This is a genomic window from Cupriavidus sp. 94F1 (assembly GCF_057798875.1).
This window is the reverse complement of the sequence record NZ_JBYOJT010000010.1, coordinates 145,856-170,195: the sequence shown is the minus strand read 5'-3', so window position 1 is coordinate 170,195 and position 24,340 is coordinate 145,856. Positions and strand designations below refer to the sequence as shown.

23 protein-coding genes are annotated in these 24,340 nt (G+C 66.5%); 6 read left to right on the top strand and 17 right to left on the bottom strand.

Annotation, left to right across the window (positions count from 1 at the left end; translation table 11 throughout):
• Positions 1 to 15: 15 nt before the first annotated feature.
• Positions 16 to 2,349 carry an ATP-dependent DNA helicase gene (locus AC3FJ6_RS21935; RefSeq protein WP_488773726.1) on the bottom strand — a complete coding sequence of 778 codons (2,334 nt, stop codon included), beginning with the start codon at positions 2,347 to 2,349 and terminating at the stop codon, positions 16 to 18.
• Positions 2,350 to 2,465: 116 nt separating this feature from the next.
• On the opposite strand from AC3FJ6_RS21935, the gene xth reads away from it, so the two are divergent.
• The gene (gene xth / locus AC3FJ6_RS21930; RefSeq protein WP_488773725.1) at positions 2,466 to 3,416 is read left to right on the top strand and encodes an exodeoxyribonuclease III; all 951 of its coding nucleotides are present in this window, start codon (positions 2,466 to 2,468) and stop codon (positions 3,414 to 3,416) included.
• Positions 3,417 to 3,562: 146 nt separating this feature from the next.
• Here the strand turns inward: xth and AC3FJ6_RS21925 are convergent, their stop codons facing one another.
• From AC3FJ6_RS21925 to AC3FJ6_RS21905, 5 genes are all read right to left on the bottom strand, one after another.
• Positions 3,563 to 4,168, bottom strand: a complete 606-nt coding sequence (locus AC3FJ6_RS21925) for a TetR/AcrR family transcriptional regulator (RefSeq protein WP_488773724.1) — start codon at positions 4,166 to 4,168, stop codon at positions 3,563 to 3,565.
• A gap of 59 nt (positions 4,169 to 4,227) precedes the next feature.
• The gene (locus AC3FJ6_RS21920) at positions 4,228 to 4,359 is read right to left on the bottom strand and encodes a hypothetical protein (RefSeq protein WP_488773723.1); all 132 of its coding nucleotides are present in this window, start codon (positions 4,357 to 4,359) and stop codon (positions 4,228 to 4,230) included.
• A gap of 40 nt (positions 4,360 to 4,399) precedes the next feature.
• On the bottom strand, positions 4,400 to 4,849 hold the full coding sequence (locus AC3FJ6_RS21915) for a copper resistance protein CopQ (protein ID WP_488773722.1): 450 nt from the start codon (positions 4,847 to 4,849) through the stop codon (positions 4,400 to 4,402).
• Positions 4,850 to 5,248: 399 nt separating this feature from the next.
• Positions 5,249 to 5,944 carry a fumarylacetoacetate hydrolase family protein gene (locus AC3FJ6_RS21910; protein WP_488773721.1) on the bottom strand — a complete coding sequence of 232 codons (696 nt, stop codon included), beginning with the start codon at positions 5,942 to 5,944 and terminating at the stop codon, positions 5,249 to 5,251.
• Between the two features lie 42 nt (positions 5,945 to 5,986).
• Positions 5,987 to 6,409, bottom strand: coding sequence for a VOC family protein (locus AC3FJ6_RS21905; RefSeq protein WP_029050737.1), 423 nt, complete (start codon positions 6,407 to 6,409; stop codon positions 5,987 to 5,989).
• Positions 6,410 to 6,531: 122 nt separating this feature from the next.
• Here AC3FJ6_RS21905 and AC3FJ6_RS21900 point away from each other — a divergent pair, with 122 nt between their 5' ends.
• Positions 6,532 to 7,398, top strand: coding sequence for a LysR family transcriptional regulator (locus AC3FJ6_RS21900; RefSeq protein WP_488773748.1), 867 nt, complete (start codon positions 6,532 to 6,534; stop codon positions 7,396 to 7,398).
• A gap of 19 nt (positions 7,399 to 7,417) precedes the next feature.
• Here AC3FJ6_RS21900 and AC3FJ6_RS21895 read toward each other — a convergent pair whose 3' ends face one another.
• Together AC3FJ6_RS21895 and AC3FJ6_RS21890 are read right to left on the bottom strand one after the other, a co-directional pair.
• On the bottom strand, positions 7,418 to 8,716 hold the full coding sequence (locus AC3FJ6_RS21895) for an MFS transporter (RefSeq protein ID WP_488773720.1): 1,299 nt from the start codon (positions 8,714 to 8,716) through the stop codon (positions 7,418 to 7,420).
• Positions 8,717 to 8,788: 72 nt separating this feature from the next.
• On the bottom strand, positions 8,789 to 9,415 hold the full coding sequence (locus tag AC3FJ6_RS21890; RefSeq protein ID WP_488773719.1) for a TetR/AcrR family transcriptional regulator: 627 nt from the start codon (positions 9,413 to 9,415) through the stop codon (positions 8,789 to 8,791).
• 161 nt (positions 9,416 to 9,576) lie between these two features.
• Here AC3FJ6_RS21890 and AC3FJ6_RS21885 point away from each other — a divergent pair, with 161 nt between their 5' ends.
• Together AC3FJ6_RS21885 and AC3FJ6_RS21880 are read left to right on the top strand one after the other, a co-directional pair.
• Positions 9,577 to 10,341: an SDR family NAD(P)-dependent oxidoreductase gene (locus AC3FJ6_RS21885; RefSeq protein ID WP_488773718.1), complete on the top strand. Its 765-nt coding sequence runs from the start codon at positions 9,577 to 9,579 to the stop codon at positions 10,339 to 10,341.
• Between the two features lie 213 nt (positions 10,342 to 10,554).
• Complete coding sequence (locus AC3FJ6_RS21880; RefSeq protein ID WP_488773747.1) at positions 10,555 to 12,501, top strand: methyl-accepting chemotaxis protein; 1,947 nt, start codon at positions 10,555 to 10,557, stop codon at positions 12,499 to 12,501.
• An 87-nt stretch (positions 12,502 to 12,588) separates the two neighbouring features.
• Here AC3FJ6_RS21880 and AC3FJ6_RS21875 read toward each other — a convergent pair whose 3' ends face one another.
• The 8 genes from AC3FJ6_RS21875 to scpC all read right to left on the bottom strand — a co-directional run bounded on the left by AC3FJ6_RS21875 (position 12,589) and on the right by scpC (position 19,662).
• Positions 12,589 to 13,842 carry a BON domain-containing protein gene (locus tag AC3FJ6_RS21875; protein ID WP_488773717.1) on the bottom strand — a complete coding sequence of 418 codons (1,254 nt, stop codon included), beginning with the start codon at positions 13,840 to 13,842 and terminating at the stop codon, positions 12,589 to 12,591.
• Between the two features lie 221 nt (positions 13,843 to 14,063).
• Positions 14,064 to 14,432 carry a hypothetical protein gene (locus tag AC3FJ6_RS21870; protein WP_488773716.1) on the bottom strand — a complete coding sequence of 123 codons (369 nt, stop codon included), beginning with the start codon at positions 14,430 to 14,432 and terminating at the stop codon, positions 14,064 to 14,066.
• 220 nt (positions 14,433 to 14,652) lie between these two features.
• Positions 14,653 to 15,051, bottom strand: coding sequence for a cupin domain-containing protein (locus AC3FJ6_RS21865; RefSeq protein ID WP_488773715.1), 399 nt, complete (start codon positions 15,049 to 15,051; stop codon positions 14,653 to 14,655).
• Positions 15,052 to 15,132: 81 nt separating this feature from the next.
• Positions 15,133 to 15,972 (bottom strand): AraC family transcriptional regulator, encoded by an 840-nt coding sequence (locus tag AC3FJ6_RS21860; protein ID WP_488773714.1) that lies wholly within the window; start codon positions 15,970 to 15,972, stop codon positions 15,133 to 15,135.
• Entirely contained in the window at positions 15,956 to 16,915 is a 960-nt protein-coding gene (locus AC3FJ6_RS21855) for a patatin-like phospholipase family protein (protein ID WP_488773713.1), read from the bottom strand. Before AC3FJ6_RS21855 ends, AC3FJ6_RS21860 begins: the two co-directional genes overlap by 17 nt.
• A gap of 112 nt (positions 16,916 to 17,027) precedes the next feature.
• Complete coding sequence (locus AC3FJ6_RS21850) at positions 17,028 to 17,552, bottom strand: helix-turn-helix transcriptional regulator (RefSeq protein ID WP_487522198.1); 525 nt, start codon at positions 17,550 to 17,552, stop codon at positions 17,028 to 17,030.
• Between the two features lie 9 nt (positions 17,553 to 17,561).
• On the bottom strand, positions 17,562 to 17,834 hold the full coding sequence (locus AC3FJ6_RS21845; protein WP_153948771.1) for a hypothetical protein: 273 nt from the start codon (positions 17,832 to 17,834) through the stop codon (positions 17,562 to 17,564).
• A 301-nt stretch (positions 17,835 to 18,135) separates the two neighbouring features.
• Complete coding sequence (gene scpC, locus AC3FJ6_RS21840) at positions 18,136 to 19,662, bottom strand: succinyl-CoA:acetate CoA-transferase ScpC (RefSeq protein ID WP_488773711.1); 1,527 nt, start codon at positions 19,660 to 19,662, stop codon at positions 18,136 to 18,138.
• Between the two features lie 427 nt (positions 19,663 to 20,089).
• Between scpC and AC3FJ6_RS21835 the strand changes: the two genes are divergently transcribed.
• Together AC3FJ6_RS21835 and AC3FJ6_RS21830 are read left to right on the top strand one after the other, a co-directional pair.
• Positions 20,090 to 21,844 carry an FAD-dependent oxidoreductase gene (locus AC3FJ6_RS21835; RefSeq protein ID WP_488773710.1) on the top strand — a complete coding sequence of 585 codons (1,755 nt, stop codon included), beginning with the start codon at positions 20,090 to 20,092 and terminating at the stop codon, positions 21,842 to 21,844.
• Between the two features lie 175 nt (positions 21,845 to 22,019).
• Positions 22,020 to 23,012, top strand: coding sequence for a tripartite tricarboxylate transporter substrate binding protein (locus AC3FJ6_RS21830; protein ID WP_488773709.1), 993 nt, complete (start codon positions 22,020 to 22,022; stop codon positions 23,010 to 23,012).
• An 86-nt stretch (positions 23,013 to 23,098) separates the two neighbouring features.
• Here the strand turns inward: AC3FJ6_RS21830 and AC3FJ6_RS21825 are convergent, their stop codons facing one another.
• Entirely contained in the window at positions 23,099 to 24,076 is a 978-nt protein-coding gene (locus AC3FJ6_RS21825) for a hypothetical protein (protein WP_488773708.1), read from the bottom strand.
• Positions 24,077 to 24,340 lie beyond the last annotated feature (264 nt).

Genomic DNA, 24,340 nt, shown 5'->3' with positions numbered 1-24,340 from the left:
CCAGCGGCGTAGCCGTCATTCTGCCAGCGACAGCGGGCGCGCGTGCGCCGGCGGCCCGGTAAGAATTTCCCACCATGCCGGCAAAAGCGCCTGCACTTCGGCGCGCGCATAGCGGTCGTCGATCAGCCAGACCACGCCACGGTCCTGCTGGGTGCGGATCACGCGGCCGGCGGCCTGCACCACCTTGCGCAGGCCCGGATACAGGTAGGCGTAGTCGTAGCCTTGTCCGAACACGGTTTCCATGCGCTCGCGCAGCTGCTCGTTGACCGGATTGATCTGCGGAAGGCCCAGCGTGGCCACGAAGGCACCGATCAGGCGGTCACCGGGCAGGTCCACGCCTTCGGAAAACACCCCGCCCAGCACGGCGAAGCCGATGCCCTGGCCGCCGGGCGCGAAGGCGTCCAGAAACGCTGCCTGGCCTGCCTCGGTCATGCCACGCGCCTGCGACCAGGCAGGAATGCCGGGGTGCTGCTCGGCCAGCAGCGCCGCCGCCTGCTGCAGATAGTCGTGGCTGCTGAAAAACGCCAGATAGTTGCCCGGGCGCCGCGCAAACTGGTCGGCCATCAGTTGCACGATGGCGGGCAGCGAGCGCCGGCGCTGTGCGAAGCGCGTGGAAATATGGCGCGCGACGTGTACATCGAGCTGCTCGGCCCGGAACGGCGACGGCACTTCCACGCCTACCGCGCTGGCGGGCAGCCCCAGCAGGTTGCGGTAGTAGTCGGCGGGCTGCAGCGTGGCCGAGAACAGGGTGGTCGAATGCGCGCCCGCGAAGCGCGGGGCCAGGTAGGGAGCGGGCAGCAGGTTGCGGATGCACAGGTCGGCGTCGAAGCCAGTCCGCTTGCGCGGCGTGCGCGTGATGTCGAACAGCGAATGCTTGCCGCCGTATTCGGTCATCTGCTCGGCCAGACGCAGGAAATGCATGGCGTCGAAATAGAAGCGTTCCAGCGCGGCGTCGTGCCGCTGCGGATGGTCGCTCATGTCGTCGATGATGGCCGTGCAAAGCTGCACCAGCGCCTCGACGAACGCGGCGGGCTCCTCGTCGCGCGTTTCGTACGGGGCATCGCCGGACTTGGCCAGCGCATGCCATTGCCGGTAGACGCGGTCCATCGGCCGCTTCAGCGCCGCCGGCGCGGCCAGCCGTACGCCCCGGAACGCCGCATGGTCGAGCGTGGACGTGTACATCGCACGGCCCCGGTCCACGAGGTTGTGCGCTTCGTCCACCAGCACGCTGACGCGCCATTCGTTCATCGCGGTCAGCATGTATAGCAGCGCGCTGCGGTCGAAGTAGTAGTTGTAGTCGCCAACCACCAGATCGCTCCAGCGGATCATCTCCTGGGCCAGGTAATAGGGGCAGACCTGGTGCGCGCGGGCGATGTCGCGCGTGGTGGCGCGGTCCAGCAGCGGTGCGCGACTGGCGGCGTCGCGGGCAGCGGGCAGGCGGTCATAGAAGCCCTGCGCCAGCGGGCACGATTCGCCGTGGCAGGCCAGGTCGGGGTGTTCGCAGGCCTTGTCGCGGGCGGTCAGCTCCAGCACGCGCAGCGGCGTCTCGTCGGCGTTCTGCCTGAGCTGCCGTGTGGCATGCAGCGCCACGGCGCGCCCCGTGGATCGGGCCGACAGGAAGAACACCTTGTCGATGCGCTGCGTCGGCATGGCCTTGAGCGCCGGGAACACCGTCCCGATCGACTTGCCGATGCCCGTCGGCGCCTGCGCCAGCAGCGTGCGCGCCGACGCGTTGGCCTTGTAGACCGATTCCGCCAGCATTCGCTGCCCTTCGCGGAACGTGCCGTGCGGGAAGGCCAGCGCGGCCAGCCCCGCGTCGCGGCCCGTGCGATGCGCGGCCTCGCGTTCGGCCCAGTGCATGAAGCGGCGGCAGCTGTCCTCGAAGAATTCGCGCAGCGCCTGGGCCTCGAACCGTTCCTTGAGCACGCGTTCCTGCTGGCTCACGATGTCGAAATACACGAGCGCCACGTCGATCTGCTTCAGTTCGCGCGACTGGCACAGCAACCAGCCGTAGATCTTGGCCTGGGCCCAGTGCAGCGCCTGGTGATTCTGTGGAGTCTCCACCTTCTGGCCGCGCACCGTCTTGATTTCTTCCACGCGGTTGGTCACCGGGTTGTAGCCGTCGGCACGCCCGCGCACCCGCAGGCCCTCGAAATCGCCCGCCAGGGCGATCTCGGCCTCATAGCCCGGCCCGCGCCGGCTTGTCACCACGCCATGCCCGGCCACGCCTTCCTGCCCGGTGGGCGAGGGCGTGAAGCGCAGATCGAGGTCGCCCGCCTTCGCCGTGAACTCGCACAAGGTGCGCACGGCGACGGTATAGCGGGGCGGGTTGGTAGATGTGGCGGACAAGACGCAAAAGGGGGTAAGGATCGCGGGACTGTATGAATATACAGTGATCGGACACCGACAGGAAATTCCGGCGCGCGAATCTAAGATGGAAACCGGCCTGAAAGGAGAACGTTCCGATGCATCCGCTCAAGATCGCCACCTTCAATATCAATGGGGTACGCACGCGCCTGCAGGCGCTGCTGAACTGGCTGGAACGCGAGGCGCCCGACGTGGCCTGCCTGCAGGAGCTGAAGACGGTAGACGAGGGGTTTCCGATCGACGAGATTCGCGCGGCCGGTTACGGGGCGATCTGGCACGGCCAGAAGTCGTGGAATGGCGTGGCGATCCTGGCCAGGGGCGCCGATCCGGTGGAGGTGCGGCGTGGGCTGCCGGGCGGCGACGAGGATACGCAGAGCCGTTACCTGGAAGCCGCCGTCGAGGGCGTGCTGATCGCGTGCCTGTACCTGCCCAACGGCAATCCGCAGCCGGGCCCGAAGTTCGACTACAAGCTGGCATGGTTCGAACGGCTGATCCGGCATGCGCAGACGCTGCTGGAGAGCGGCCACCCGGTGGTCATCGCCGGCGACTACAACGTGGTGCCCACCGATGACGACATCTACAACACGCGTTCATGGCTCAAGGACGCGCTGCTGCAGCCGGAAAGCCGCGAGTGTTACCGCCGCCTGCTGGCGCAGGGCTGGACCGATGCGCTGCGTGCGCGCTATCCCGACGAGAAGATCTACACGTTCTGGGATTACTTTCGCCAGCACTGGCAGACCAATTCAGGGCTGCGGATCGACCATCTGCTGCTGAGCCCCGGCCTGCGGCTGCGCGATGCCGGCGTCGACAAATGGGTGCGCGGCGAGGAGAAGGCCAGCGATCATGCGCCGGCATGGGTCGTAATCGACGCTGGCGGCGGAGAGCCGGCCGGGAAGGTGACGAAGGGGGCGGCGAAGGCGACGGCGAAGACATCCACTACGACGAAGGCAGCGGCGACGAAGGCGGCGACGACGAAAGCGGCCCCGAAGAAGGCGCCCGCAAAGAGGGCCGCCGCGAAGAAGGCTGCGACCGGGAAAGGCGCCTCGTAAACAAACGAAAAAACGTCGACGAAAAAAATCGCCGGAGGACGATCCCGGCGTCGGAGAAATTGGGTGACGCCCGTCGCGAGAGCGGACGGCGGGCGTCGGGCGCCTGAACCGGGGCGCCCAGAAAACTGTTCAGGCCCGGATGGTCATCAGGCCATCGCCGGTTCGTGCTCGGCCACTGCGCACATCGAACCGCGCACGGCACCCAGCAGCATGTCGGCCGCGGCGTCCAGCCGATCGCTGGAGCCCGACATCCGCGCGGTGATGATGCCGTTCTGGATCGCGCCATACAGCACCTTGGCCAGCAACTGCGGCGGCACCGGGTACGGCTGGCCGCGTTCGGCCTCGGCGCGGCGCAGCAGGTTCGCGATCCAGGTTTCATTTGCCTGGAAATGTGCCTGCAGGTAGCTGCGGATCGCATCGGGCAGTGCCAGCACCTCGGCGGACAACATGCCGGCCAGGCAGATCTGGTTCAGCTCGATGTCGTTGCGCAGCGGGCCCACATATCGCTCGGCCTGCTCGATCAGCGGCAGCGATGTGTCGATGGCCGCCAGCCGGGCCTGCGAGCGTTCACGGTACAGGCGCACCACTTCCAGCACCAGATCGTCCTTGGCCGGGAAGTAGTAGTGGATGCTCGATGTCTTCACGCCTACCAGCTCCGCGAGGTCGCGGTAGCTGAAACCGTTGTAGCCCCGTTGCCGGATCAGCACGGAGGCGTGCTCGAGCAATTGATCGCGTACGGAATGCGTTTTCATGTCAACTGTCCGCGCCTTTTGTGGCGATGGACCCTCCGGTTGTTCGCCCGCCCGGCCTTTCAGATGGACAGGTTCTGCGCAACCAGCGAAAGGACTGCGCCGCTGGTGAGGCAGAGCACCACCCAGCCGCCCAGGATCAGGGCTGTGTCACGCAAGGTCATGATGAAGCTCCAGGTATCTGTTCCGGCCATGTCCCGGGAATCTCCTCCGGGGCATGGCCGTGGCGGGGGCTCAGGCGAGGGCGCCGTCGGTGTACACGTCGAAGCTGCGCGACGGTTCGGAGGAGACACCCGTGCGGTCCAGGCCGGCGACGGTGCGGGCACCATCGGTGTACGGGTCGAACTTGTCGATCTTGGCGCCGTCGGTGAACGGGTCGGCCTTGCCGACGCGCGCACCATCGGTGTAGGCGTCGCGGTTGCCGATGCTGGCCACCAGGCCGTCGCGGTTGGTCACCCGTGCACCGTCGGTGAAGGCGTCGCGGTTACCGATGCGGGCGCCTTCGCTGAAGGCATCGAACTTGCCCTGACGGGCGCCATCGGAAAAGGCGCTGCGTTGGTCTTGCACGCGATAGCTGTAACCGTAGACTTCGCCAGTCTTCTGCGCGGCGGGGGCGGCCTGGACAGCGCCAGTCACAAAAGCGGCGGCGAGGGCGGCGGCGGTAACGATGGTCTTGGCGTTCATGATGCTCTCCTTGGCAAGGCCGGCGATCCGGGTTCGTGTGTGGATCGCTGGCCGATGTCTGTGCTGCGAATCAGGGGTCTTTCTTCTTGCTGCTATCTACTGCTAGATAGATACGGTGCGCTAAAAAAAAGACCGCTTCCGGTACTGACAAACAACCTTGTGATGCTTGGATTCGGCTGCGCGGCTTGTTTCGTTTGCTGCGTTGCGTCGTCCATGGCTCGAATATTATCTACTACTAGATAGATAAGCAAGGAGAATTTGAAGAAATTCCGATGTGCCCGGTGGAGGGTTTGCTCTAGGCGCGATGGCTCACGACGCTAACCTGCTGAATCCAAAAGAAAAAGGCGGTAATGCCGGTCGCGCCGACATCACCGCCTTGGGTCAGCCGTAGGGCCCGGCTTACCGCTTGCCGATCGTGAAAGCGATCTCGCCGACACCTTCGACGCCAGCCGTCACCGCGTCACCGGGGTTCAACGCACCCACGCCTGCCGGGGTGCCCGTAAAGATCAGGTCGCCTGGCTGCAGTGTCATGGCCTCGGAGATATACGCGATGACATCGGCCACGGGCCAGATCAGTTCGGTCAGGTCGCCTTGCTGGCGCGTTTCGCCGTTGACCTTGAGCCAGATGGCGCCCTTGGCCGGATGGCCGATGACCGACGCCGGTTGCAACGGGCCACACGGGCCCGACGCGTCGAACGACTTCGACCAGTCCCACGGGCGGCTCATCTTCTTGGCCACGTCCTGCAGGTCGCGGCGTGTCAGATCCACCCCCACGCCGTAGCCCCACACCAGATCCAGCGCCTGCTCGGGTTTGACGTTGGCGCCGGCCTTGCCAATGGCCACCACCAGTTCGATCTCGTGATGCAGGTTTTCGGTCAGCGGCGGATATGGCACGACGCCTTCGGCCGCCACCACGGCGTCAGCCGGCTTGGTGAAGAAAAACGGCGGCTCGCGGTCGGGGTCCTTGCCCATCTCGCGGGCGTGCGCGGCGTAGTTGCGGCCCACGCAGAACACACGGCGGATCGGAAAACGGGCCTGGCTGCCGGCAACGGCCACGCTGGCCTGCGGCGCGGGTTGGATCACGAAATCGGTCATGTCTCGCTCTGTCTCGCTATCAGTGGGACGGGTTGCCCCGGATTACTTCGCAAACACCTGGCTCAGGTCGCCAAACGCCTTGAATTCGAGGGCGTTGCCCGACGGGTCCAGGAAGAACATCGTGGCCTGCTCGCCAACCTGGCCCTTGAAGCGCACGTGCGGTTCGATCACGAACTTCGTGCCGGCGGCGCGCAGTTTGTCGGCCAGGCGTTCCCATTCGGCCATTGGCAGGATCGCGCCGAAATGGCGCACCGGCACGTCGTCGCCATCCACGGCACTGGTGGCGCGATGGCCGCATTCGTCCGGCGACAGGTGCGCCACGACCTGATGGCCGTAGAAGTTGAAGTCCACCCAGGCGTCGGAACTGCGCCCCTCGGGGCAGCCGAGCAGGTCGCCATAGAACTGGCGCGCGGTGGCGAGATCGTGCACCGGGAAGGCAAGGTGGAACAGGGGAATGGCGCTCATCGCTGTGGCTCTTTGGAGAGGCGGTTGTGGAGTGTGTCGTTGATTGTAATCAGCAGAACTCGTAATATGAAACGAATCATTTTTTGACTGAGTATCGAAAATTTCGATGCTTGAACTGCTCCTTGCTGCGCTACTTCAAGACTTTCCTCGTGGCCGCCGAAACCGGCTCGTTTTCCGCTGCCGGCACGCGGCTGGGCCTGACGCAATCGGCCGTAAGCACCCAGATCCGCCGCCTGGAAGAGGATCTGGGCTGCACGCTGTTCGATCGGTCGGGTAAATCGGTGGCATTGAGTGACGAAGGCCGCCAGATGCTGGACGATGCCGCGAGGATCGTCGGTCTCTACGAATCGATGAAAGGCGCGCGGGCCCAGCGCGACATGGCGCCGCTGGACCTGGGCGCCGTGTCCACCGTGCAATCGAGCCTGCTGCCTCAGGCGATGCAGCGTTTCAGGGTGGCGCACCCGGACACCCACGTGAACATCGTGCCGGGCATGTCGACGCAGTTGCTGACCCAGGTGGATGCCCGTGAACTCGATATCGCCGTGCTGGTGAAGCCACGCCTCGGCATTCCGCCAGAACTGAAATGGGTGCCGCTGATCCGCGAACGGTTCGTGGCCGTGGCGCCGCCCGGCGCGCCGGACAACCTGAAGGACATGCTGGAGACCGTGCCGTTCATCCGCTACAACCGCCATTCCACGGGCGGGCAGCTGGTGGATCGCTACCTGCGGCGGCACCGGCTGTGGGTGCGCGAAGGCATGGAGCTGGACGAGCCCGCCGTGATCCTGCAGATGGTCAGCGAAGGGCTGGGCTGCGCGATCATTCCGTCGGCCCTGGTGCCGCTGCGTCAGACCCCGCATATCAAGGAAGTGCCGATGCCGGGCCAGCCGCTGTATCGCGAGATCGGGGTGCTGGTGCGGCAGTCGGCGCTCAAGCGTGCGTCGGCTGCCGCCCTGATCGACGCGTTCGTGGCGGCCAGCCGCGAACGCTGAGGGGAAGGACGGGGACGCCTCAGGCCCGTGCCGGCTGAGGGGTGGCTTCAGGCGCCTTGCGGCGGACCATCAGCGCCAGCAGCGCGGCCACCAGGCACGCGCTGCCGGCAACGTACAGCGCCGGCGAGTAGGTGAGCCACAGCGTGCGTGACAGCCCGGCGCCAAATGCCGCCGTGGCCGCGCCGATCTGGTGCGCGGCGAAGATCCAGCCAAACACCATCGGGGCGCGCTCGCGGCCAAACGTGCTGCCTGCCAGCTTGATGGTGGGCGGTACCGTGGCGATCCAGTCCAGACCGTAGAACATGGCGAACACGGACAGGCCATAGAGCGTGAATTCCGAGTGCGGCAGCCAGAACAGCGACAGGCCGCGCAGCGCGTAGTACCAGAACAGCAGCTTGCGGCTGTCGTAGCGGTCCGACAGCCAGCCGGACATGATGGTGCCGACGAAGTCGAACGCGCCCATCATCGCCAGCGCCGAGGCAGCCGGTACGGCCGACATGCCAAAGTCTGCGCACAGGGCGATGAAGTGGGTCTGGATCAGCCCGTTGGTGGATAGCCCGCAGATAAAGAACGTACCGGCCAGGATCCAGAACGTCTGCGTGCGGGCCGCCTCGCGCAGCACCACGAACGGACCCGACCATGACAGGGGCGCGGCCGGCGCCGGCGCCGCGGCAACCGCCGCCGGCACTTCGCCATAGGGCGCCAGGCCAACGTCGGCCGGCCGGCCGCGCAGGAAACCCAGCACCACCACCGCCAGCGCGGCACATGCCGCCAGTACTGGCAGCACGGCCACGCGCCAGCCCATATGCTCGATCAGCCATGCCGCGACGGGCAGGAAGGCCAGTTGCCCCGTGGCGGAGCTGGCGGTCAGCACGCCGATCACCAGCCCGCGCCGCGCCGTGAACCAGCGGTTGGCCACCAGCGCGGCCAGCACCAGGGCCGTCAGTCCCGAGCCGATGCCCAGCATCAGGCCCCAGGCGACGAACAGTTGCCAGATCTGCGTGGAGATCGTTGCCAGTGCCATGCCACCGGCAATCAGCGCCAGGGCCGCACAGACCACGTTGCGGACACCAAATCGCTCCATCAGGATGGCCGAGAACGGCGCCATCAGCCCGAACAGCGCAAAGCGGAAGGCCAGGATCGATGACACCTGGTCGGTACTCCAGCCCATCTCGGTGGTTAGCGGTTTCAGGAAGGCGCCGGGCAGGCCGAGCGCGGCGGAAGTGGTCAGCATCACGCAGAACGTGATGGCAGCGACGATCCACGCGTAGTGGATGCCGCGCCGGTCCAGCCGGCGGGATAGGGCTTGCGCAAACATGGGGCTCCGTTGGGGGCGATGGGATGGAAGGAGGAATGGCATCGACGGGTTCTTGCGCGATGCCCAGGGCGATCAGGCGGGCGCGGCCTCGCCGGCGCGCAGCAGCCAGGCGCGCGCGGCATCGAGGATGTCGTCGGAAAGGGCGTCGCCCGCCGTGGCGCGTGCCAGCGTGACGGCACCGACCAGCGTGGCCATTTCCAGCAGGGCAGTGCGGTTCGCGGCGGTGCCGTCGGCACCCGGCTCCCCGGCTGTCGTATCGGGGGCCAGCGTCTTCCAGGCGGCCAGCAACTGCTGGATGCCATCCAGAAAGGCGCCACGTACGGGCTTGCCGGCCGGTTCGCGCGCCACGTCGCCCACCAGTGCCGACGCCGGGCAGCCATGCTCGGGTGCGTCGCGATGCACTTCACTAAGGTACTGCTCCACCAGAAAGCGCCGGGCGGCATGGCGGTCGCCGCCGGCCTGCTGGATCCGCTGCCGCCAGCGCGCCGCCGAATCGGCAAATGCCCGCGCGCAGCCTGCCGCTGCCAGGTCGTCCTTCGACGAAAAATGGCCATAGAAGCCGCCATGGGTCAGCCCGGCATCCGCCATCACCTGCGCAACCGTGACGCCGTGCAGGCCGTGTTGGCGGAACAATCGGGCCGACGCAGCCTCGATGGCTGTCCTATGCTGATCGGCGACTGCCCGTGATGCGCGTGCCATGTCGATCTCCTTGTCGCAAATTCTTGAAAAACGAGCTTGACCGGATTTTAGATGATGTCCATACTTTATTCAATAAATGTTGGTCGTCATGCAAAAACGCATCGGACGGCCGGCAATGAAAGTGTTGCAACCTGTTCCTCATCCCCAAAGGAGAACCTGTCATGTTCAAACTGTTCGATATGTCTGGCCGCGTCGCGGTCGTCACCGGCTCCACCAAGGGCATGGGCCTGGAAATGGCGCGCGCCCTGGGCCAGGCCGGCGCCCGCGTGGTGGTGTCGGGCCGCGACGCCGCGGTGTCCGACAAGGTGGCGGCCGGCTTGCGCGAACAGGGCATCGATGCCACGGGCATTGCCTGCGACATCGTCAGCCTCGACAGCGTGCGCGCCTTTGCAGACCAGGTACTGGCCAGGTTCGGCCGCGTGGATGCGCTGGTCCTGAACGCCGCAGGCAGCACGGCGGTCGGTTCCATGCTGGCGCAGGGGCCGGAGCAGTTCGACGAGGTGATGGCCGGCAACGTGCGCGGCAACCTGGTGCTGGTGAACGCGCTGGCGCCGCAGATGATCGAACGCAAGGACGGTTCGATCATCTTCATGTCCAGCATTGCCGCGCGGCGCGGCTCCGCCATGCTGGCCCTGTACAGCATCTCGAAGGGCGCCACCGATCTGGCCATGCGCAACCTGGCGCAGACGCTGGGCCAGTACAACATCAACGTCAACAGCATCAACCCGGGTCCGGTGCGCACGGACTTTTCGCGCGACGCGCTGTGGGGCGACCCCGAACGCGAAAAGGCGTTGTCGGCCAATATCCCGATGCGCCGCATCGCCGAGGCCAGCGACGTCGCCGGCCTGGCGGTGCTGCTGGCATCGCCGGCGGGCCGTTATATATCGGGTCAGACCATCGGCCTGGACGGCGGCGCCACGGCGTAGCACCGCGTCCTCCGCGCAGCGCACAAGCGCGCGGCCGGCTGCTTGCATGAGCGGCCGGCCCGCGCTTTTTTTGGGCATTCGGCACCCGCGTTGTGCGGCGAACGCACTGGAGTTGTGCGACATCAAAAAGTCAGTGAAATAGCGGTAAAAATGGCTTTATTCCTATGAATTGAAGCCGTTACAGCGGGCTATGAGACCCTTGAAACTAGGACGATCGTGCCCGCATTCCTGACCCCCGCCATCCGGTTGATGTCCCGCCTGACCATCACGCGCAAGCTGGTGCTGCTGTCCGTACTGTTCCTGATTCCGCTGTGCGGGGCGCTGTTCGCGGTGCTGAACCAGTCGGTGCAGTCGATTCGCGATACGCAGGACGAGCAGCGCGGCCTGAAGCTCGTCGGCATCGCGCTGGACTTCATGCGCGAAACGCAAGTGCGCCGGGGCGCCGCCAATGGCGTGCTGCTCGGCAACGCCAGCTTCCGGCCCACCTTCGAGGCTGCCGACGCCAAGGCCGCGCAGTATCTGGCCGGCCTGCTGGGGGAATCGGCCGCCATCGAATCGTTTGGCATCGCGCCCGACGTACAGAAGCTGGGCGAATCCTGGCAGCAGATCCGCAAGCTTGGCCTCGACACACCCGCCGCGCCGCTGTTCGAGCGCCATACCGCGCTGGTCAGGCAGACGCGGTTGTTCATCGGCGACGTGGCCGACCATTCGTCGCTGGCGCTGGATCCCGAGGCTGGCTCCTACTACCTGATCAACCTCACCGTGGGTCCGATGCCCAAGCTGGCCGAAGTCAGCGCGCTGGCGCGTGGGCGGGGCGCCGGCATCATCGCGCAGGGCGGCTATTCCGACGCCGCGCAGCAGGCCGAGCTGGCCGCGCTGGCCGACCAGATCCTGGACGGGCTGGAGGCGGCACGCCGCGACATGGCGCGCGTGGAGCGCGCCGCGCCGCAGTATCAGGCCCGCGTGGGTGCGGCGATGAAGCAGCTGGCGGCCGTGGACAACTTCTATCGCACGCTCAAGGTCAGCATGCTGGGGTCGGCCGGTATCACGATCGACGCCAAGTCGTACTTTGCCGAAGGCACCGCCGCCATCGAAGCCGTATCGGCGGTCAGCCGCGAGTTCACGGCCCTGGCGGACGTCATGCTGGCGCAGCGTGTGGCCGCCGAGCAGCGCAAGCTGGCTGTGCTGGCCGCCATTGCGCTGCTGACCGTGGGCGGCGCGCTCTACCTGTTTGCCGGCTTCAGCCGTGGCATGCGTGACGACGTGCGTGATGTGGCCGACCTGGTGGCACGCATCAACGACGGCGACCTGGGCGTGCAGATCGCGGCGCGCGGCCGGGACGAACTCAGCGACGTCAAGCGGCATCTGATGACGCTGGTGGAGGCATGGCGCGGCATCATCGGCGATACGCGCGACAGCGCGCAGAACGTGCTGGTGGCGGCCGGGCAGATCGCGCAAGGCAATGCGGACCTGTCGCAGCGCACCGAGGCGCAGGCGTCGTCGCTGGAGCAAACGGCGGCCAGCATGGAGGAACTGACGTCGATCGTGCAGCAGAACGCCGGCAACGCCAGCCAGGCCAGCACGCTGGCTGCCGAAGCCGCCGGCATTGCGGTGGCGGGCGGCGAGTCCGTCGGCCGCATGCGCCAGACCATGAGCGAGATCGAGGCCGATTCCCGCCGGATCGTCGATATCATCGCCGTGATCGACGGCATTGCGTTCCAGACCAATATCCTGGCGCTCAATGCGGCCGTCGAGGCTGCCCGCGCCGGCGAGGCTGGGCGAGGCTTCGCGGTGGTGGCGGGCGAGGTACGCACGCTGGCCCAGCGCGCCGCCAATTCGGCGAAGGAAATCCGCACGCTGATTTCGCAGTCGGCAGGCCGTGTTGCCGATGGCACGGCCCTGGCCGTCGATACCGCCGCCACCATGAGCGAAGTGGTGACGGCGGTGCAGCGCGTGACGACGATGATGGACGAGATCAGCCGCGCGTCGCACGAGCAGAGCGGCGGCATTGCGCAGGTCAATCAGGCGGTCACCCAGATGGACCAGGTCACCCAGCAGAACGCGGCGCTGGTGGAAGAGGCCGCGGCGGCAGCCAGGGCCCTGCAGGAACAGGCCGAGCGCATGGAGCAGACGGTGAGCGTGTTCCGGCTCGCGGCATAGATCGCGTAAAACGCATAAAACGGAAGCCCCGGAATCAAAGCGCCCGCTTCGCAGCGGGCGCCTCTTTCCGGGCCGGCTTGGCCGGCTTTACCAGCCGTTGAAACCGCCGGCGCCGGTGACGGCGGCATCCACGTCCTGGCGCTGGACGCGGATGTTGTTTTCCACTTCCGTCACGCCGAACGTGTTGTCGGCCAGATCCTCGATATCGTATTTCTGGCCGCGCGTCTGCACCGTACCGCCAAGCGTGACCTTGCCCTTGTCGACGTCGACCGACACTTCGCGCACGTCGATGCCGGTGGTAAAGGTCAGCCGTTCACAGATCTCGTCGCGGATACGCTCGTCGGTGCGCGTGTAGCCGCGCGGGCCGGTGCGCTTTTCCATGGCGCCGGGGCCGAACCAGTCGCTGACGGCCTGACCGATGCGGTGGCCCAGGTTGTAGAGCGCGCCATGCTCCGCTTCGTGGTCGTCGTCATGGTCCCGCCGCGCATCGCGCCAGCGTCCGCCGGCGTCGCGTCCGGATTGGGAATAACCGCGCTGCTGTGCATCGCTGCCGCCGCCCATGTAGTCGCGCCCGTAGCGTTGTGCGTGGTAGTCGGGACGGCTTTCGCCCCACTCGTCGCGCGGCTCCGTCCAGTAGCGGGTATCGCTGCGCAGGTCGTTGAAGTAGGCGGTGTGGCCGCTGCCCTGACCGCTGTGCTGGCCGCCGCTCTGGCCCCGATATGCCGGGGCGCGCTGCTCTGCCGTGCGCAGCCAGGCCTGGTCGGCATTGCCGAAGCCGCGTTCGTCGCGCCGTTCGCCCGAACCCCGGCCACCTCGGCCGCCCTGGCCCGGCTGGCTGCGCTGCCAGGGGGCACCGCGACCGCGGTCGTCGTCTTCGTCATTGCCATAGTTGCCGCCGGAGCCATACTGGCCAAACTCGCCCTGCCGGCGGTGCACGCCATAGTCGGCGCGCCTGTGCTCATCGCCCAGATCGCCGTAATCGCCATATTCGCTGGCGTACTGGCGGCTGCGGTATTGCTCTCGCTGGCGCCAGTCCTGGTCGTCTTCCGGGGACTCGCCATAACCGCCGTTCAGTCCGTATTGCAGATCGCTGCCGTGATCCTCCCGGCCGCGATAGCCCGAGGGTGCCGGACCGCCTTCGCTTAGCTGCCCCGGCGTCAGCCGCTGGCGGCGCCGCGCGTCGTCCCAGTTGTCACCGAACGATTCGGGCTGCCAGTCCTGATCCTGCCAGCGTGAGCCGCGGCCATCGTCCCAGGGATCGCCCAGGTCGTCGTCGCGATGGTTTTCATCGGCTCGCCAGGGGGTGTTCCGGCGATTGCGCTCGCTGTGGTAGTCGCCCATATTGCGCTCCTGAAGGTTGCGGGATCGCCACGCGTGCAATGCGACGTGCCGCATCGCACCGTTGGCCATTCGTACAATCTGGCAAGTTCCGTACCGTGGCGACGACGCCTTGCATGGACTGGCATGGCGGGCGGCCGGGCGCTCGGGAAACCACCCCGTTCCATGCAACCCTTGCGACGCTGCGTGTAAAGACTGCACGCCCGCGCCGGGTGCTTTTTGGCTCACTGCGGGTTCACGCGGCGGATGTTCGTGGCCGGCGGCGAAACGTTCGTGGCGGGCGAAGCGGGGGCCGGCGGCACAGGCACAGGATCGCCAGGCACCGCATGGGGTTCGCGCACCGGCGCAATGCCTTCCACCGCGTGGAACGGATGGCTGTTCGCGTAGTCCGTGGCCACCGCTTCCAGAAAATTCGTGGGACGCGGCGCGGCGGGCGCGGGTAATGCCTTGTCCGCATGGGCGGCCGTGTGGAAGCAGAGCAGCAGGACACGCAGCAGCAGGATAACGTCGCGGATCCGGTAGCGGATGAAGTGGGCTTGGCGGGGGGGAGGAGGCGCGACGACGCCCGGCCGCAACTGTGGCGGAATCAACATGGCAGTTCTCCGGGAAAGGAGCAATACGCTCCGGATCAGGGTCGAGACGCGGCGCCGCGCTCGATGCGTCTGATTGCAGGGAACATGCCACCGCCAAATGCCGGCCGGGCGCCTGGCGCCCGTCACATTCGGCGGATAAAACTAGGCAAACTGCTATGTCATTCCAACACCTGACATCGCGATGCGTTGGGGAAAGGCCAACTACCAGGCTGCCGGCGCGTCAGATCCAGACGTCGTTCTGCGCCGTGCGGTCGCCGCCCTGGTCGCCAGTGTTGACCACACCGCGCGGCTCGATCAGCAGCATGCGGACTTCCGCCTCCGCGACCGGCCTGTGTTCGACGCCTTTGGGTACTACGTACATTTCGCCCGCATTGACGATCACGTGGCCATCGCGAAAGTCGAGACGCAACTGGCCGTCGAGCACGATGAACGTCTCATCGGTATCGGCATGCTGGTGCCAGATGAACTCACCCTCGATCCTGACGATCTTGAACTGGTAGTCGTTCATTTCGGCAATGACGCGCGGCTGCCAGTGGTCGGTGAACAGGCTCAGCTTCTGGGTGAAATTGACCGCGCTGGCAGCGCGATGGGTAGGGACTGCGACTGGCGATGGCTGCATGACAAGGCTCCTTGCGGCGTATGAGACAGGCGGCCGAGTCTGCGCCAGTGTCGGCGCACGGTCTTATACGATCGTGCAGGCTCAGATCGCGGCGCCCCGCAACGCGCGCAGCCAGCGGCCCGGCGAATGCCCGAAGGCGCGCGTGAAATGGCGGGTCATATGGCTCTGGTCGGTGAACCCCGCGCAGACGGCGGCGTCGGCCAGCGATTGTCCGGCTGCTGCCAGCCGCCTCACCATGTCCAGCCTGCGCATCACCAGATAGCGATGCGGACTGGTGCCATAGAGCACCCGGAAGTCGCGCGACAGGCTCCAGCGGTCGCGGCCAGTGGCCTGCTCCAGTTCGTCGAGTGTCACCGGACGCTCCAGGTTGTCCTGCAGGCATGTCCGGGCCAGTTCGGCGGCGCGGTAGTCCACCGCCTGTCGTCCGCGCGCCGCCCCGGCCGCTGCTGACAGCGCGTGCGCAAGGTCGAAGATCGCGTCGTCCTCTTCCAGCGGGTCCAGGGGGCTGTTCATGGCCTGCAGCAAGGTGCCGGCCGCCGCAAACAGCCGCGGATCGTCGGAACGGCCACCGGCCACGAATGGCAGCGGTCTGCCGCCCAGCACGCGCTGGATCAGCGCAGGCTCGATGTAGAGCATGCGGTAGTGGAATCCCGCGTCGGTGCCGGCATGGCCATCGTGCGGCTCGTCCGGATGCAGCACGATGGTGCCACCCGGCTGGCTATGAACCATGCCCCGTCGATAGGAAAAGCTCTGAACGCCGGCCAGCGTGCAGCCGATGGCATAGGTGTCATGGCGGTGCATGTCATAGCCATGGCCGCCGAAGAATGCCTCGATGCGTTCCATCTGGCGCGCGGACGCGTCGCGTTGCACCCAGTCGCGCTTGCCCGGCAGCGCAATGCTGGCGTCAGTGGACGCCGCCATGCGTGGTCGATTGGTCATGGGTGTGGGGGTGGGCATGCGGAGCGCCGGCCGGGGGCAGGCCGATGTCGGCGCTGCAGCTGGGGTTTTCGGCATCGTGCGCGTGCGGTTCCAGCGCGCCGGGCACCCGGCGGCTCGACAGGCCGTCGGCGCGCAGCCAGGCCAGCGTCGCCGCGGCCGCACGATCGATCAGCTCGCCGCATCGGCTGTAGTCGTACGGCGAGACATCGAGCGGACACAGCGGCGGCACCACGGCAATGTGGGCATGCTCGCCCCAGCGTTCCAGGTCATGCACCAGTTGCCGCGCCACCAGCAGCGACAGCGCATTGAACGCATGTTCGATCGCGCCCTTGGGCGGACGTCGCTCGGCGCATGCAAAGCCCGCTGGCAGCACGATGATGCGCGTGGCGCCAAGCCGGATGGCCGTGGACACGGGCGTATTGTTCGCCACGCCGCCGTCGATCAGCTTCTGGCCGTTGATTTCCACGGGCGGGAAGACGCCCGGGATGGCCGCGCTGGCCAGCACGGCCTGGACGATATTGCCCGACGACAGCAGGACTTCCGCCCCACTATGCATGTCGGTGGCGACGATGTGCAGCGGCAGGGCCGCGTCCTCCACGCGTGCGTCCCCCAGATGGCGCTTGAGCAGGCGCTTCAGTGCCATCGACTCCACCAGATGGCCGCGATTGCCAATGATCATCCCAAGCATGCTGCGCCATGACCACGGCAGCACCTCGGCCCGCGTGATGCTGCGCCACAGGCCTTCCAGCTTCGAAATGCCATCGGGGTGAGGGTTGCTGGCGAAGTAGGCGCCGTTGATGGCACCGGCAGAGGCACCGATGACCAGATCTGGCGCGATGCCCCAGCTCACCAGCTCGCGGAGCATGCCGACTTCGATGGCGCCCAAACTGCCGCCGCCGGCGAACACGAATGCAGTCTTTTCCATGGTCTTCAGGGTCTGGGCAGCCTCGCCCGTCGGGGTTTGAACAGATTGTGGTGTGGAGAGGATAGGCCACTTCCGGTCCGGCAAAAAGGGCCGGCAGGGTGGAAATGACCCGTCAGGCCACCAGTGGCTCGAGTTGCTGCCGGATTTCCGGCACCAGTCGCGTGGCGCTGCGCGCCAGGTTCACCTGCATCGTGACTTCGGCCACATCCACCAGCGCGGGGTCCAGGTCATAGCTGCCGCGCTGCGCCAGCCAGCGCAGCACGTCCGCCAGGTGCCAGACCGACGCGGACCCTTCGTGCACCGGCAGCGGAAACGACGCGGGGTAGCTGGTCATCAGCTTGCGCATGTTCTGCCGCGAGACCCCGACAGCCTCGGCCACATCGGTCAGGCCGACCAGGTCGGGCGTGGCCTCGATCAGCCGCGCATGCGGCGCGGCGCGGCGCACATCGGCCAGGGCGCTGACGATGGCGCCATGGGCCGTGTCAGCCTCGCGCGCGAACATCAGCGCGATGCGTCCCGGCATGCCGATGCCGACCAGCGCATCGTCACAGCCGCTGGCCCCAAGGCGCTCCACCACGTCGTCGTGGTCGTTGTCCGAATCGGGGAGCTGGTATTTCAGCGTGAAGTTGTATTCCATGTTGTCCTGTCAGTGCGAGACACCAGGGGGCGCTTTGCGGTCTTGATGGATGGCGCAGTGGTCCACCACGCGACGCAGGAACCGGGCATGCAGTTCCGGGTTGCGCGGCGTACTCCAGATCGACACGATGCAGAATTCCCCGCAGCGGCAGGCGGCGCAGTGATAGGGGCAGTACAGCTTGCCCCAGGCATGCGATCCGCCCAGCTTGCAACGCCAGAATTCGCCCTCGGCGTACTGGACTGCGGCTTCGATTTCCTTTCTTGGATGTTTATCCCGACCCATCAGGCCTCCCACGATATGCGGCAGCTCGCGAGTTGTCAACTGACAATCTGCGAGGCGGTTGACGAAAAGCAGTGGGAGAGACCCTATCAGGGCGCGCTGGAAAAATGGCGATTTGGACACAAAAGACACAAACTCGCACGAACATGTGTCGGCGAGCGTCCGGGCCACGGACTGGAAATCCAACGGAAGGGTGGCGACGACGCCTTGGAACCGGCCGCCGCGAGCGCGTGGCCTGAAGCGCCATCGGACCCGCAACACATGCTGCGGGTCCGGAGGGGGGCTGCTGGCGCGGAGGAGTTGGTCAGGCCGCCAGCGGTTCGTTTGCCGGCTTGCCCGCGGCCGTCAGCATGGTGCCGTGGTCGCGGTAGTGGGTGTGCCAGGCAAACGCTTCTTCCAGCACATGGGGCGTCTGCCCGCCGCGCAGGCAGGCCCGGCGGTAGTAGTCGAGCAGGCCGTCGCGGTAGGCCGGATCGGTGCAGTTGTTGATGACCTGCAGCGCACGCTCTCGCGGCGCCAGGCCGCGCAAGTCAGCCAGGCCATGCTCGGTGACGAGGACGTCAACGTCGTGCTCGCTGTTGTCCACGTGCGTCACCATCGGCACGATGCTGGAAATCTTGCCGTCCTTGGCCACCGACTTGGTGACGAAGACCGACAAATACGCATTGCGCGCGAAGTCGCCCGAGCCGCCGATGCCGTTCATCATGTGCGTGCCGCCCACGTGCGTGGAGTTGACGTTGCCGTAGATGTCGCATTCCAGCGCCGTGTTGATGGTGATCAGGCCCAGGCGGCGCAGCACCTCGGGATGGTTGCTGATCTCCTGCGGACGCAATACGAGCTTGCTCTTGTAGTGCTCGATGTTGTCCAGCACGCGGCGATACACCGGCGCGGACAGCGTCATCGACGCCGCCGAGGCAACGCGCATCTTGCCGGCGTCGATCAGCGCGATGGTGCTGTCCTGCAGCACCTCGGAATACATCGTCAGATCATGGAATGGCGAATCGGCCAGGCCGTGCAGCACCGCGTTGGCGATGGTGCCGATGCCGGCCTGCAACGGCTGCAGGGTCGGCGACAGGCGGCCCGCGCGCACTTCGCGCTCCAGCAGCGCATTCAGGTGGCCGGCAATCTGGCTCGTCTCGGCATCGGGCGGCAGCGCGTTCGACGGGCTGTCGTCGGCTTGCGTGATGACGATGGCCGCGATGCGCGACGGGTCGACGGGGATGTAGGGCAGGCCGATGCGCTGCTCCACGGCAATCAGCGGGATCGGCTGGCGATACGGCCGCTGCACGGGGAACGCGATGTCGTGCAGGCCTTCCAGCCCGCTCGGCATGCTCAGGTTCAGCTCGATGATGACCTGCTTCGCCATCTTGGCGAAGCTGGCCGAGTTGCCGACTGAGGTGGTAGGCACGATGCCGCCCGATTCCGTAATGGCGGTGGCCTCGATGACCGCGATGTCGACCGGGCCGATCTGGCCGCTGCGCAGCAGTTCCGCGGTCTCGCCCAGATGCTGGTCGATGAACATGACCTCGCCGCCGTTGATCTTGCGGCGCAGCGTGGCGTCGGACTGGAACGGCAGGCGGCGCGCCAGCACGTTGCTGTCGGCCAGGATCTTGTCGGTGTCGTGCCCCAGCGAGGCGCCGGTGATCAGCGTGATCTGGAGCGGATCGGTGGCGGCGCGGCGTGCCAGCGCGACGGGAACGGCCTTGCAGTCGCCGGCGCGCGTGAATCCGCTCATGCCGACGGTCATGCCGTCCCGGATCAGGCCTGCGGCTTCATCGGCCGACATGATCCTGTCCTGGAGGGTGGCCAGGCGAATGCGATCGCGGTACATCTAGTCTCCTTGCTGGGGGCTGTCTGATCTGCCGCCAGGGGCCTCGTGGGTCCATGACGGACGGTGCGTCTTGGAGGCGCGCAGCACAGTGTAGCGACCGCTTAATATTCTCACCATGATTTAAAGCTCTGGAATTCAGTCGGATTTTTCATAGTCATGCAGGTGGCACGCCGCCGGCGTAGCGTGTGGCAAGGAGAGGGCGGCGAGAACCATACATGGAGCCTTGCCGTGGCTTCATGATCCTGCGCAAGAGTGGTGCATGCCGAACCATTTACGGGGGCGCGAACATCGCGGCTGTGTTTCCGCGCTGGCGGGGCTACTATCCATTCCAGCGCGGCCGGCATGCCCGGCCAGGCAGTCTTCGCAGTCTTCGATCGATGCATCACGCGCCGGCGTCGCCGGCCGCTTCACAGCAACGGGGGAAAGCATGGAGATGACCCAGGCGACGTCGGAACTCGACGCCCATCCTGACACCGATGACGCACCGGCTGCGCAACCAACGGTGACCGAGCTCGAGGCGCCGTTCTCGAACCTGGAAACGCGCCGGCACCAGATGTTCCCCACCCTGACGCAAGCCGAGATCGACCGTATCCGGCGCTTTGGCGAGGTCCACACATGGCGGGCCGGCGAACTGATCTTCCAGGTAGGCGATGCGGGTCGCGGCATGCACGTGGTGCTGGCCGGGCGCGTGCGGATCGACCGCCGTGACGGGTTAGGCCACCGTACGCCGATTACGGAGGAAGGCCCGGGCCAGTTCCTGGCCGAAGTCGGACAGTTGACCGGCAAGCCGGCGCTGGTGGATGCGGTGGCGCTGGAGGATGTGACCATCCTGGTGGTCCCGCCGCCCAGCCTGCGGGCGCTGCTGGTGGCCGAGGCCGACCTGGGTGAGCGCATCATGCGCGCGCTGATCCTGCGTCGGGTGGGACTGATCGAGCAGGGGGGCGGGCCGGTGCTGGTCGGCAAGGGCACCGAGCCGTTGCTGCTGGCATTGCAGGCGTTCCTGCGCCGCAACGGCCATCCGCACCGGGTCATCGACATCGAGACCGATACCGATTCCACCTGCCTGCTCGACATCAGCAAGGCGCCCCAGAGCGATTTTCCGATGGTGATCTGCCCCGACGGCAGCGTGCTGCGCGCGCCGGACGAAGGCCAGCTTGCCAGTTGCCTGGGGCTGGTGCCCGAATTCGATCCGGACCATGTCTATGACGTGATCGTGGTCGGGGCCGGTCCGGCCGGGCTGGCGACGGCCGTCTATGCCGCGTCCGAGGGGCTGTCGGTGGCCGTGCTCGATTGCCGGTCGCCCGGCGGCCAGGCCGGCGCCAGTGCCCGCATCGAAAACTATCTGGGCTTTCCGACCGGCATTTCCGGCCAGGCGCTGGCCGGCCGCGCGTTCGTGCAGGCGCTCAAGTTCGGCGCCCACGTCGCCATTCCGCTAGAAGCCAAGGCACTGCATTGTGGTGAAAATCCGATTGAACTCGAGCTGCAGGATGGCCGCCGCATTCCCACGCGCACCGTGGTGATCGCCAGCGGCGCGCAATACCGGCGTGCCCAGATCGACTCGCTGGAACGCTACGAGGGACGCGGCGTGTACTACTGGGCGTCGCCAGTGGAGGCCAAGCTCTGCAAGGACGAACACGCGATGCTGGTGGGCGGCGGCAATTCGGCTGGCCAGGCGGCGGTGTTCCTGGCGTCGCACGCGGCCGAAGTGCACATGCTGGTGCGCGGCGAAGGGCTGGAGGCCACCATGTCGCGCTATCTGATCGACCGGCTCAATGGCCTGCCGAACGTGCATCTGCACACCCATGCGCAAATCACGGCGATGGAGGGCGATGGCTGGCTTTCCACGGTCCGGTACAAGGAGCGCGCCAAAGGGCCGGAATGCGTGGCCGTGCCGATGCGCCACGTGTTCCTGTTCATCGGCGCCGCGCCCAACACCGAGTGGCTGCGGTCGTGCCATGTGGAGACCGACAACAAGGGCTTCATCCTGACCGGCTACGACGCGCATCACTCCTGTACCGAACGGGCCGACTACACGCTCGAAACCAGCGTGCCCGGCGTGTTCGCGATTGGCGATGTCCGGTCGGGCTCCACCAAGCGCGTGGCCGCGGCGGTGGGCGAGGGCGCGGCCGTGGTGGCGCAGATCCACCACTACCTGGCCACGCTGGAACATGCCCGGGTCTGATTGCAACGATGTCCGATTCGTGAGTTGTGGGCATCAATGTCGTTCTGAACACGATAACCCTGCGCTTTGTTTCATGGTTACACTGCCTGCGCCTTGTCCGAAACCGTGCCGGACAGGGCGATTCGGGTATTCGACCGGGCCCAAGCCCGGCGCACCAACCAGGAGACAGATCATCATGGGTATTTCCTTCGCCAGCCTTGCCAGGCGTGCGGGCATTGCCGTTGCGGCGATGGCTGCCACGCTTGCCGCCGTGCCTTCGTTGGCCGCAGACAGCTTTCCCAACCGTCCCATCCGCCTGATCGTGCCGTTCGCGCCCGGCGGCAGCGTGGACATCGCTGGCCGGCTGATCACCGATGCCTGGGGCAAGCAGCTGGGGCAATCGATCGTGGCCGACAATCGTGCCGGCGCTTCGGGCAATATCGGCATGGACCAGCTGGCCAAGTCAAAGCCCGACGGCTACACGCTGGCCATCAACAACGTGGCCCTGGCGGTCAATCCGTCGCTATTCGCCAAATTGCCATTCGATACGGCCAGGGATTTTGCGTCGGTCGGCACCATGGGCACGTCGCAGCACGTGCTGGTGGTCAACAACGCGCTGCCGGTGAAGAACGTCAAGGAACTGGTGGCCTTGGCCCGCGCGCAGCCTGGCAAGCTGAGCTTCGGATCGGCCGGGTCGGGCAGCACGTTCCATATGGCGGCCGAACTGTTCAAGACCGAGTCCGGCACCGACATCCTGCATGTGCCCTACAAAGGCGGTGGCCCTGCCCTGGTCGATACGATTGCCGGCCAGGTGCAGATGAGCTTCCCGGTGCTGTCCGCGGCGCTGCCGCACGTGCAGGCCGGCAAGCTGCGCGCGCTGGCCGTGACCGGGCCCAGGCGTTCGCCGCTGATGCCCGAAGTGCCCACCATGGCCGAAGCCGGCCTGCCGAACTACGCGTTCGAGACGTGGTTCATCGTCAGCGCGCCGGCCGGTACGCCCAAAGACGTGCTGGCAAAGCTGAACCAGACGCTCAATGCGGCATTGGCCCAGCCCGAACTCAAGGCGCGGCTGCTCAAGGAAGGGTTCGAGCCGCTGACGATGAGCCCGGCCCAGGCCGATGCCATGCTGCGCAAGGAAATGGTTCGCTGGGCCGCACAGATCAAGCAGGCCGGCATCACGCCCGAGTAACGCCTGGGTAACGCGCCCGGCGGAGCCCATCGCGGGGTCGCCGGTCCGCCAGATCAAAGCGCCCGATTGGCGGACCGCCGGCTGGCTCAGGCCGCCATCGCCGGCATTGGCGCGCCGTTGGCCGGCATCGCGTACATCAGCGGCGCCGCGCCGGCCTGGATGCGTGCGCGCTGTGCCTCGGTGGTCATCTCCTCCAGCAGCCTGGAGAAGCGCGGTTCGAACATGCCGGTCACGATGTACGTCCAGCGGTACGCCTTGAGGATCACCGCCTCCACGTCCGGCGCATGCGGGGCATCCTGCGCGCCGCGGATCACGCGCATGAAGTAGGCCGCATCGGCGTGGGCCTGTGCCTGCAGGATCGCGTCGAAGCCGCCCACGATCGCCAGCATGTCGTCGATCGCCGCATCGCGCTCGGCGTCGCTGACGCGGGCGTTCTCGCGGATCCACTCCAGTTCGTCCAGGATCGCGTGCTGCGATTCCTCGCGCCAGTGGTACAGGAACACGTCCTTGAACAGCTCGGATACGTCCGGCGCCGTGCCGATGCTGGCGCGATAGTGCGCCTGCGAGAACAGTTCGAGCTGGCAGATCACGGCCAGCACGGCCCAGGTGCGCTTGCCGAGCACGAACGCGGCCACGTCGTTGGGCTGGGCGTCGAAGCGATAGCCTTCGGGCATGTCCTGCGCGGCCAGCCGTTCGATGCGGCGGAACAGTTCCTGGTGCTTCAGTTCCTCGTCGGAAAAGCGGATCAGGGCCTCCAGCGCGACCTGGTCGCCCAGCGCATGTTGCCCGGTCAACTCCAGCACCTTGGCGCTGACAAAGCGCTCCACCAGCCCGAACATGTTGGCGTAGGTGCGGCCTTGCACCTGGCTCAGGAATCGCTGCTCGGCGGCACTCAGGAAGGGCAGTTCGTCGACGAGCGACAGGCCGTCGGGCATGAACTTGTGCGAAAGGTCGAACGTGCGGCCGCGAATCACGTCCTGGTCGATGTCCCAGCGGATGCGGCGTGAAGCGGCGATGCAGCGGGCGTAGCGTTCTGTGTCGGCGGAAAGGGATACAGCTTGCATTGCGAAACTCCTTGATACGTGAAATCCGTCCCATGGAGGACGTGGGGCGGATACTCGGACGTTTTGGGGTGTCGCGCGTGAGGCCGGTGTCCCGACTGCAATCGTTTTCATCGGAATCGGCACCGGAAAGCGGGACGTGCGTCCTTGGCGCGGGTTTACTCGGGGAATTACGATAGGACTACCCGCCATGCCATGCTGGAGGCGGCCTCCAGACCGCCGCTGTGCGTCACCGGCCCGGTCCGTTTGCCTGCACGGGACCGAAGT

What these genes read in the sequence shown, in the direction of transcription:
- xth (WP_488773725.1), top strand. Translation starts at nt 2,466, where the DNA reads ATGCATCCGCTCAAGATCGCCACCTTCAATATCAATGGGGTACGCACG.
- AC3FJ6_RS21925 (WP_488773724.1), bottom strand. Translation starts at nt 4,168, where the DNA reads ATGAAAACGCATTCCGTACGCGATCAATTGCTCGAGCACGCCTCCGTG.
- AC3FJ6_RS21920 (WP_488773723.1), bottom strand. Translation starts at nt 4,359, where the DNA reads ATGGCCGGAACAGATACCTGGAGCTTCATCATGACCTTGCGTGACACA.
- AC3FJ6_RS21915 (WP_488773722.1), bottom strand. Translation starts at nt 4,849, where the DNA reads ATGAACGCCAAGACCATCGTTACCGCCGCCGCCCTCGCCGCCGCTTTT.
- AC3FJ6_RS21910 (WP_488773721.1), bottom strand. Translation starts at nt 5,944, where the DNA reads ATGACCGATTTCGTGATCCAACCCGCGCCGCAGGCCAGCGTGGCCGTT.
- AC3FJ6_RS21905 (WP_029050737.1), bottom strand. Translation starts at nt 6,409, where the DNA reads ATGAGCGCCATTCCCCTGTTCCACCTTGCCTTCCCGGTGCACGATCTC.
- AC3FJ6_RS21895 (WP_488773720.1), bottom strand. Translation starts at nt 8,716, where the DNA reads ATGTTTGCGCAAGCCCTATCCCGCCGGCTGGACCGGCGCGGCATCCAC.
- AC3FJ6_RS21890 (WP_488773719.1), bottom strand. Translation starts at nt 9,415, where the DNA reads ATGGCACGCGCATCACGGGCAGTCGCCGATCAGCATAGGACAGCCATC.
- AC3FJ6_RS21885 (WP_488773718.1), top strand. Translation starts at nt 9,577, where the DNA reads ATGTTCAAACTGTTCGATATGTCTGGCCGCGTCGCGGTCGTCACCGGC.
- AC3FJ6_RS21875 (WP_488773717.1), bottom strand. Translation starts at nt 13,842, where the DNA reads ATGGGCGACTACCACAGCGAGCGCAATCGCCGGAACACCCCCTGGCGA.
- AC3FJ6_RS21870 (WP_488773716.1), bottom strand. Translation starts at nt 14,432, where the DNA reads ATGTTGATTCCGCCACAGTTGCGGCCGGGCGTCGTCGCGCCTCCTCCC.
- AC3FJ6_RS21865 (WP_488773715.1), bottom strand. Translation starts at nt 15,051, where the DNA reads ATGCAGCCATCGCCAGTCGCAGTCCCTACCCATCGCGCTGCCAGCGCG.
- AC3FJ6_RS21860 (WP_488773714.1), bottom strand. Translation starts at nt 15,972, where the DNA reads ATGGCGGCGTCCACTGACGCCAGCATTGCGCTGCCGGGCAAGCGCGAC.
- AC3FJ6_RS21855 (WP_488773713.1), bottom strand. Translation starts at nt 16,915, where the DNA reads ATGGAAAAGACTGCATTCGTGTTCGCCGGCGGCGGCAGTTTGGGCGCC.
- AC3FJ6_RS21850 (WP_487522198.1), bottom strand. Translation starts at nt 17,552, where the DNA reads ATGGAATACAACTTCACGCTGAAATACCAGCTCCCCGATTCGGACAAC.
- AC3FJ6_RS21845 (WP_153948771.1), bottom strand. Translation starts at nt 17,834, where the DNA reads ATGGGTCGGGATAAACATCCAAGAAAGGAAATCGAAGCCGCAGTCCAG.
- scpC (WP_488773711.1), bottom strand. Translation starts at nt 19,662, where the DNA reads ATGTACCGCGATCGCATTCGCCTGGCCACCCTCCAGGACAGGATCATG.
- AC3FJ6_RS21835 (WP_488773710.1), top strand. Translation starts at nt 20,090, where the DNA reads ATGGAGATGACCCAGGCGACGTCGGAACTCGACGCCCATCCTGACACC.
- AC3FJ6_RS21830 (WP_488773709.1), top strand. Translation starts at nt 22,020, where the DNA reads ATGGGTATTTCCTTCGCCAGCCTTGCCAGGCGTGCGGGCATTGCCGTT.
- AC3FJ6_RS21825 (WP_488773708.1), bottom strand. Translation starts at nt 24,076, where the DNA reads ATGCAAGCTGTATCCCTTTCCGCCGACACAGAACGCTACGCCCGCTGC.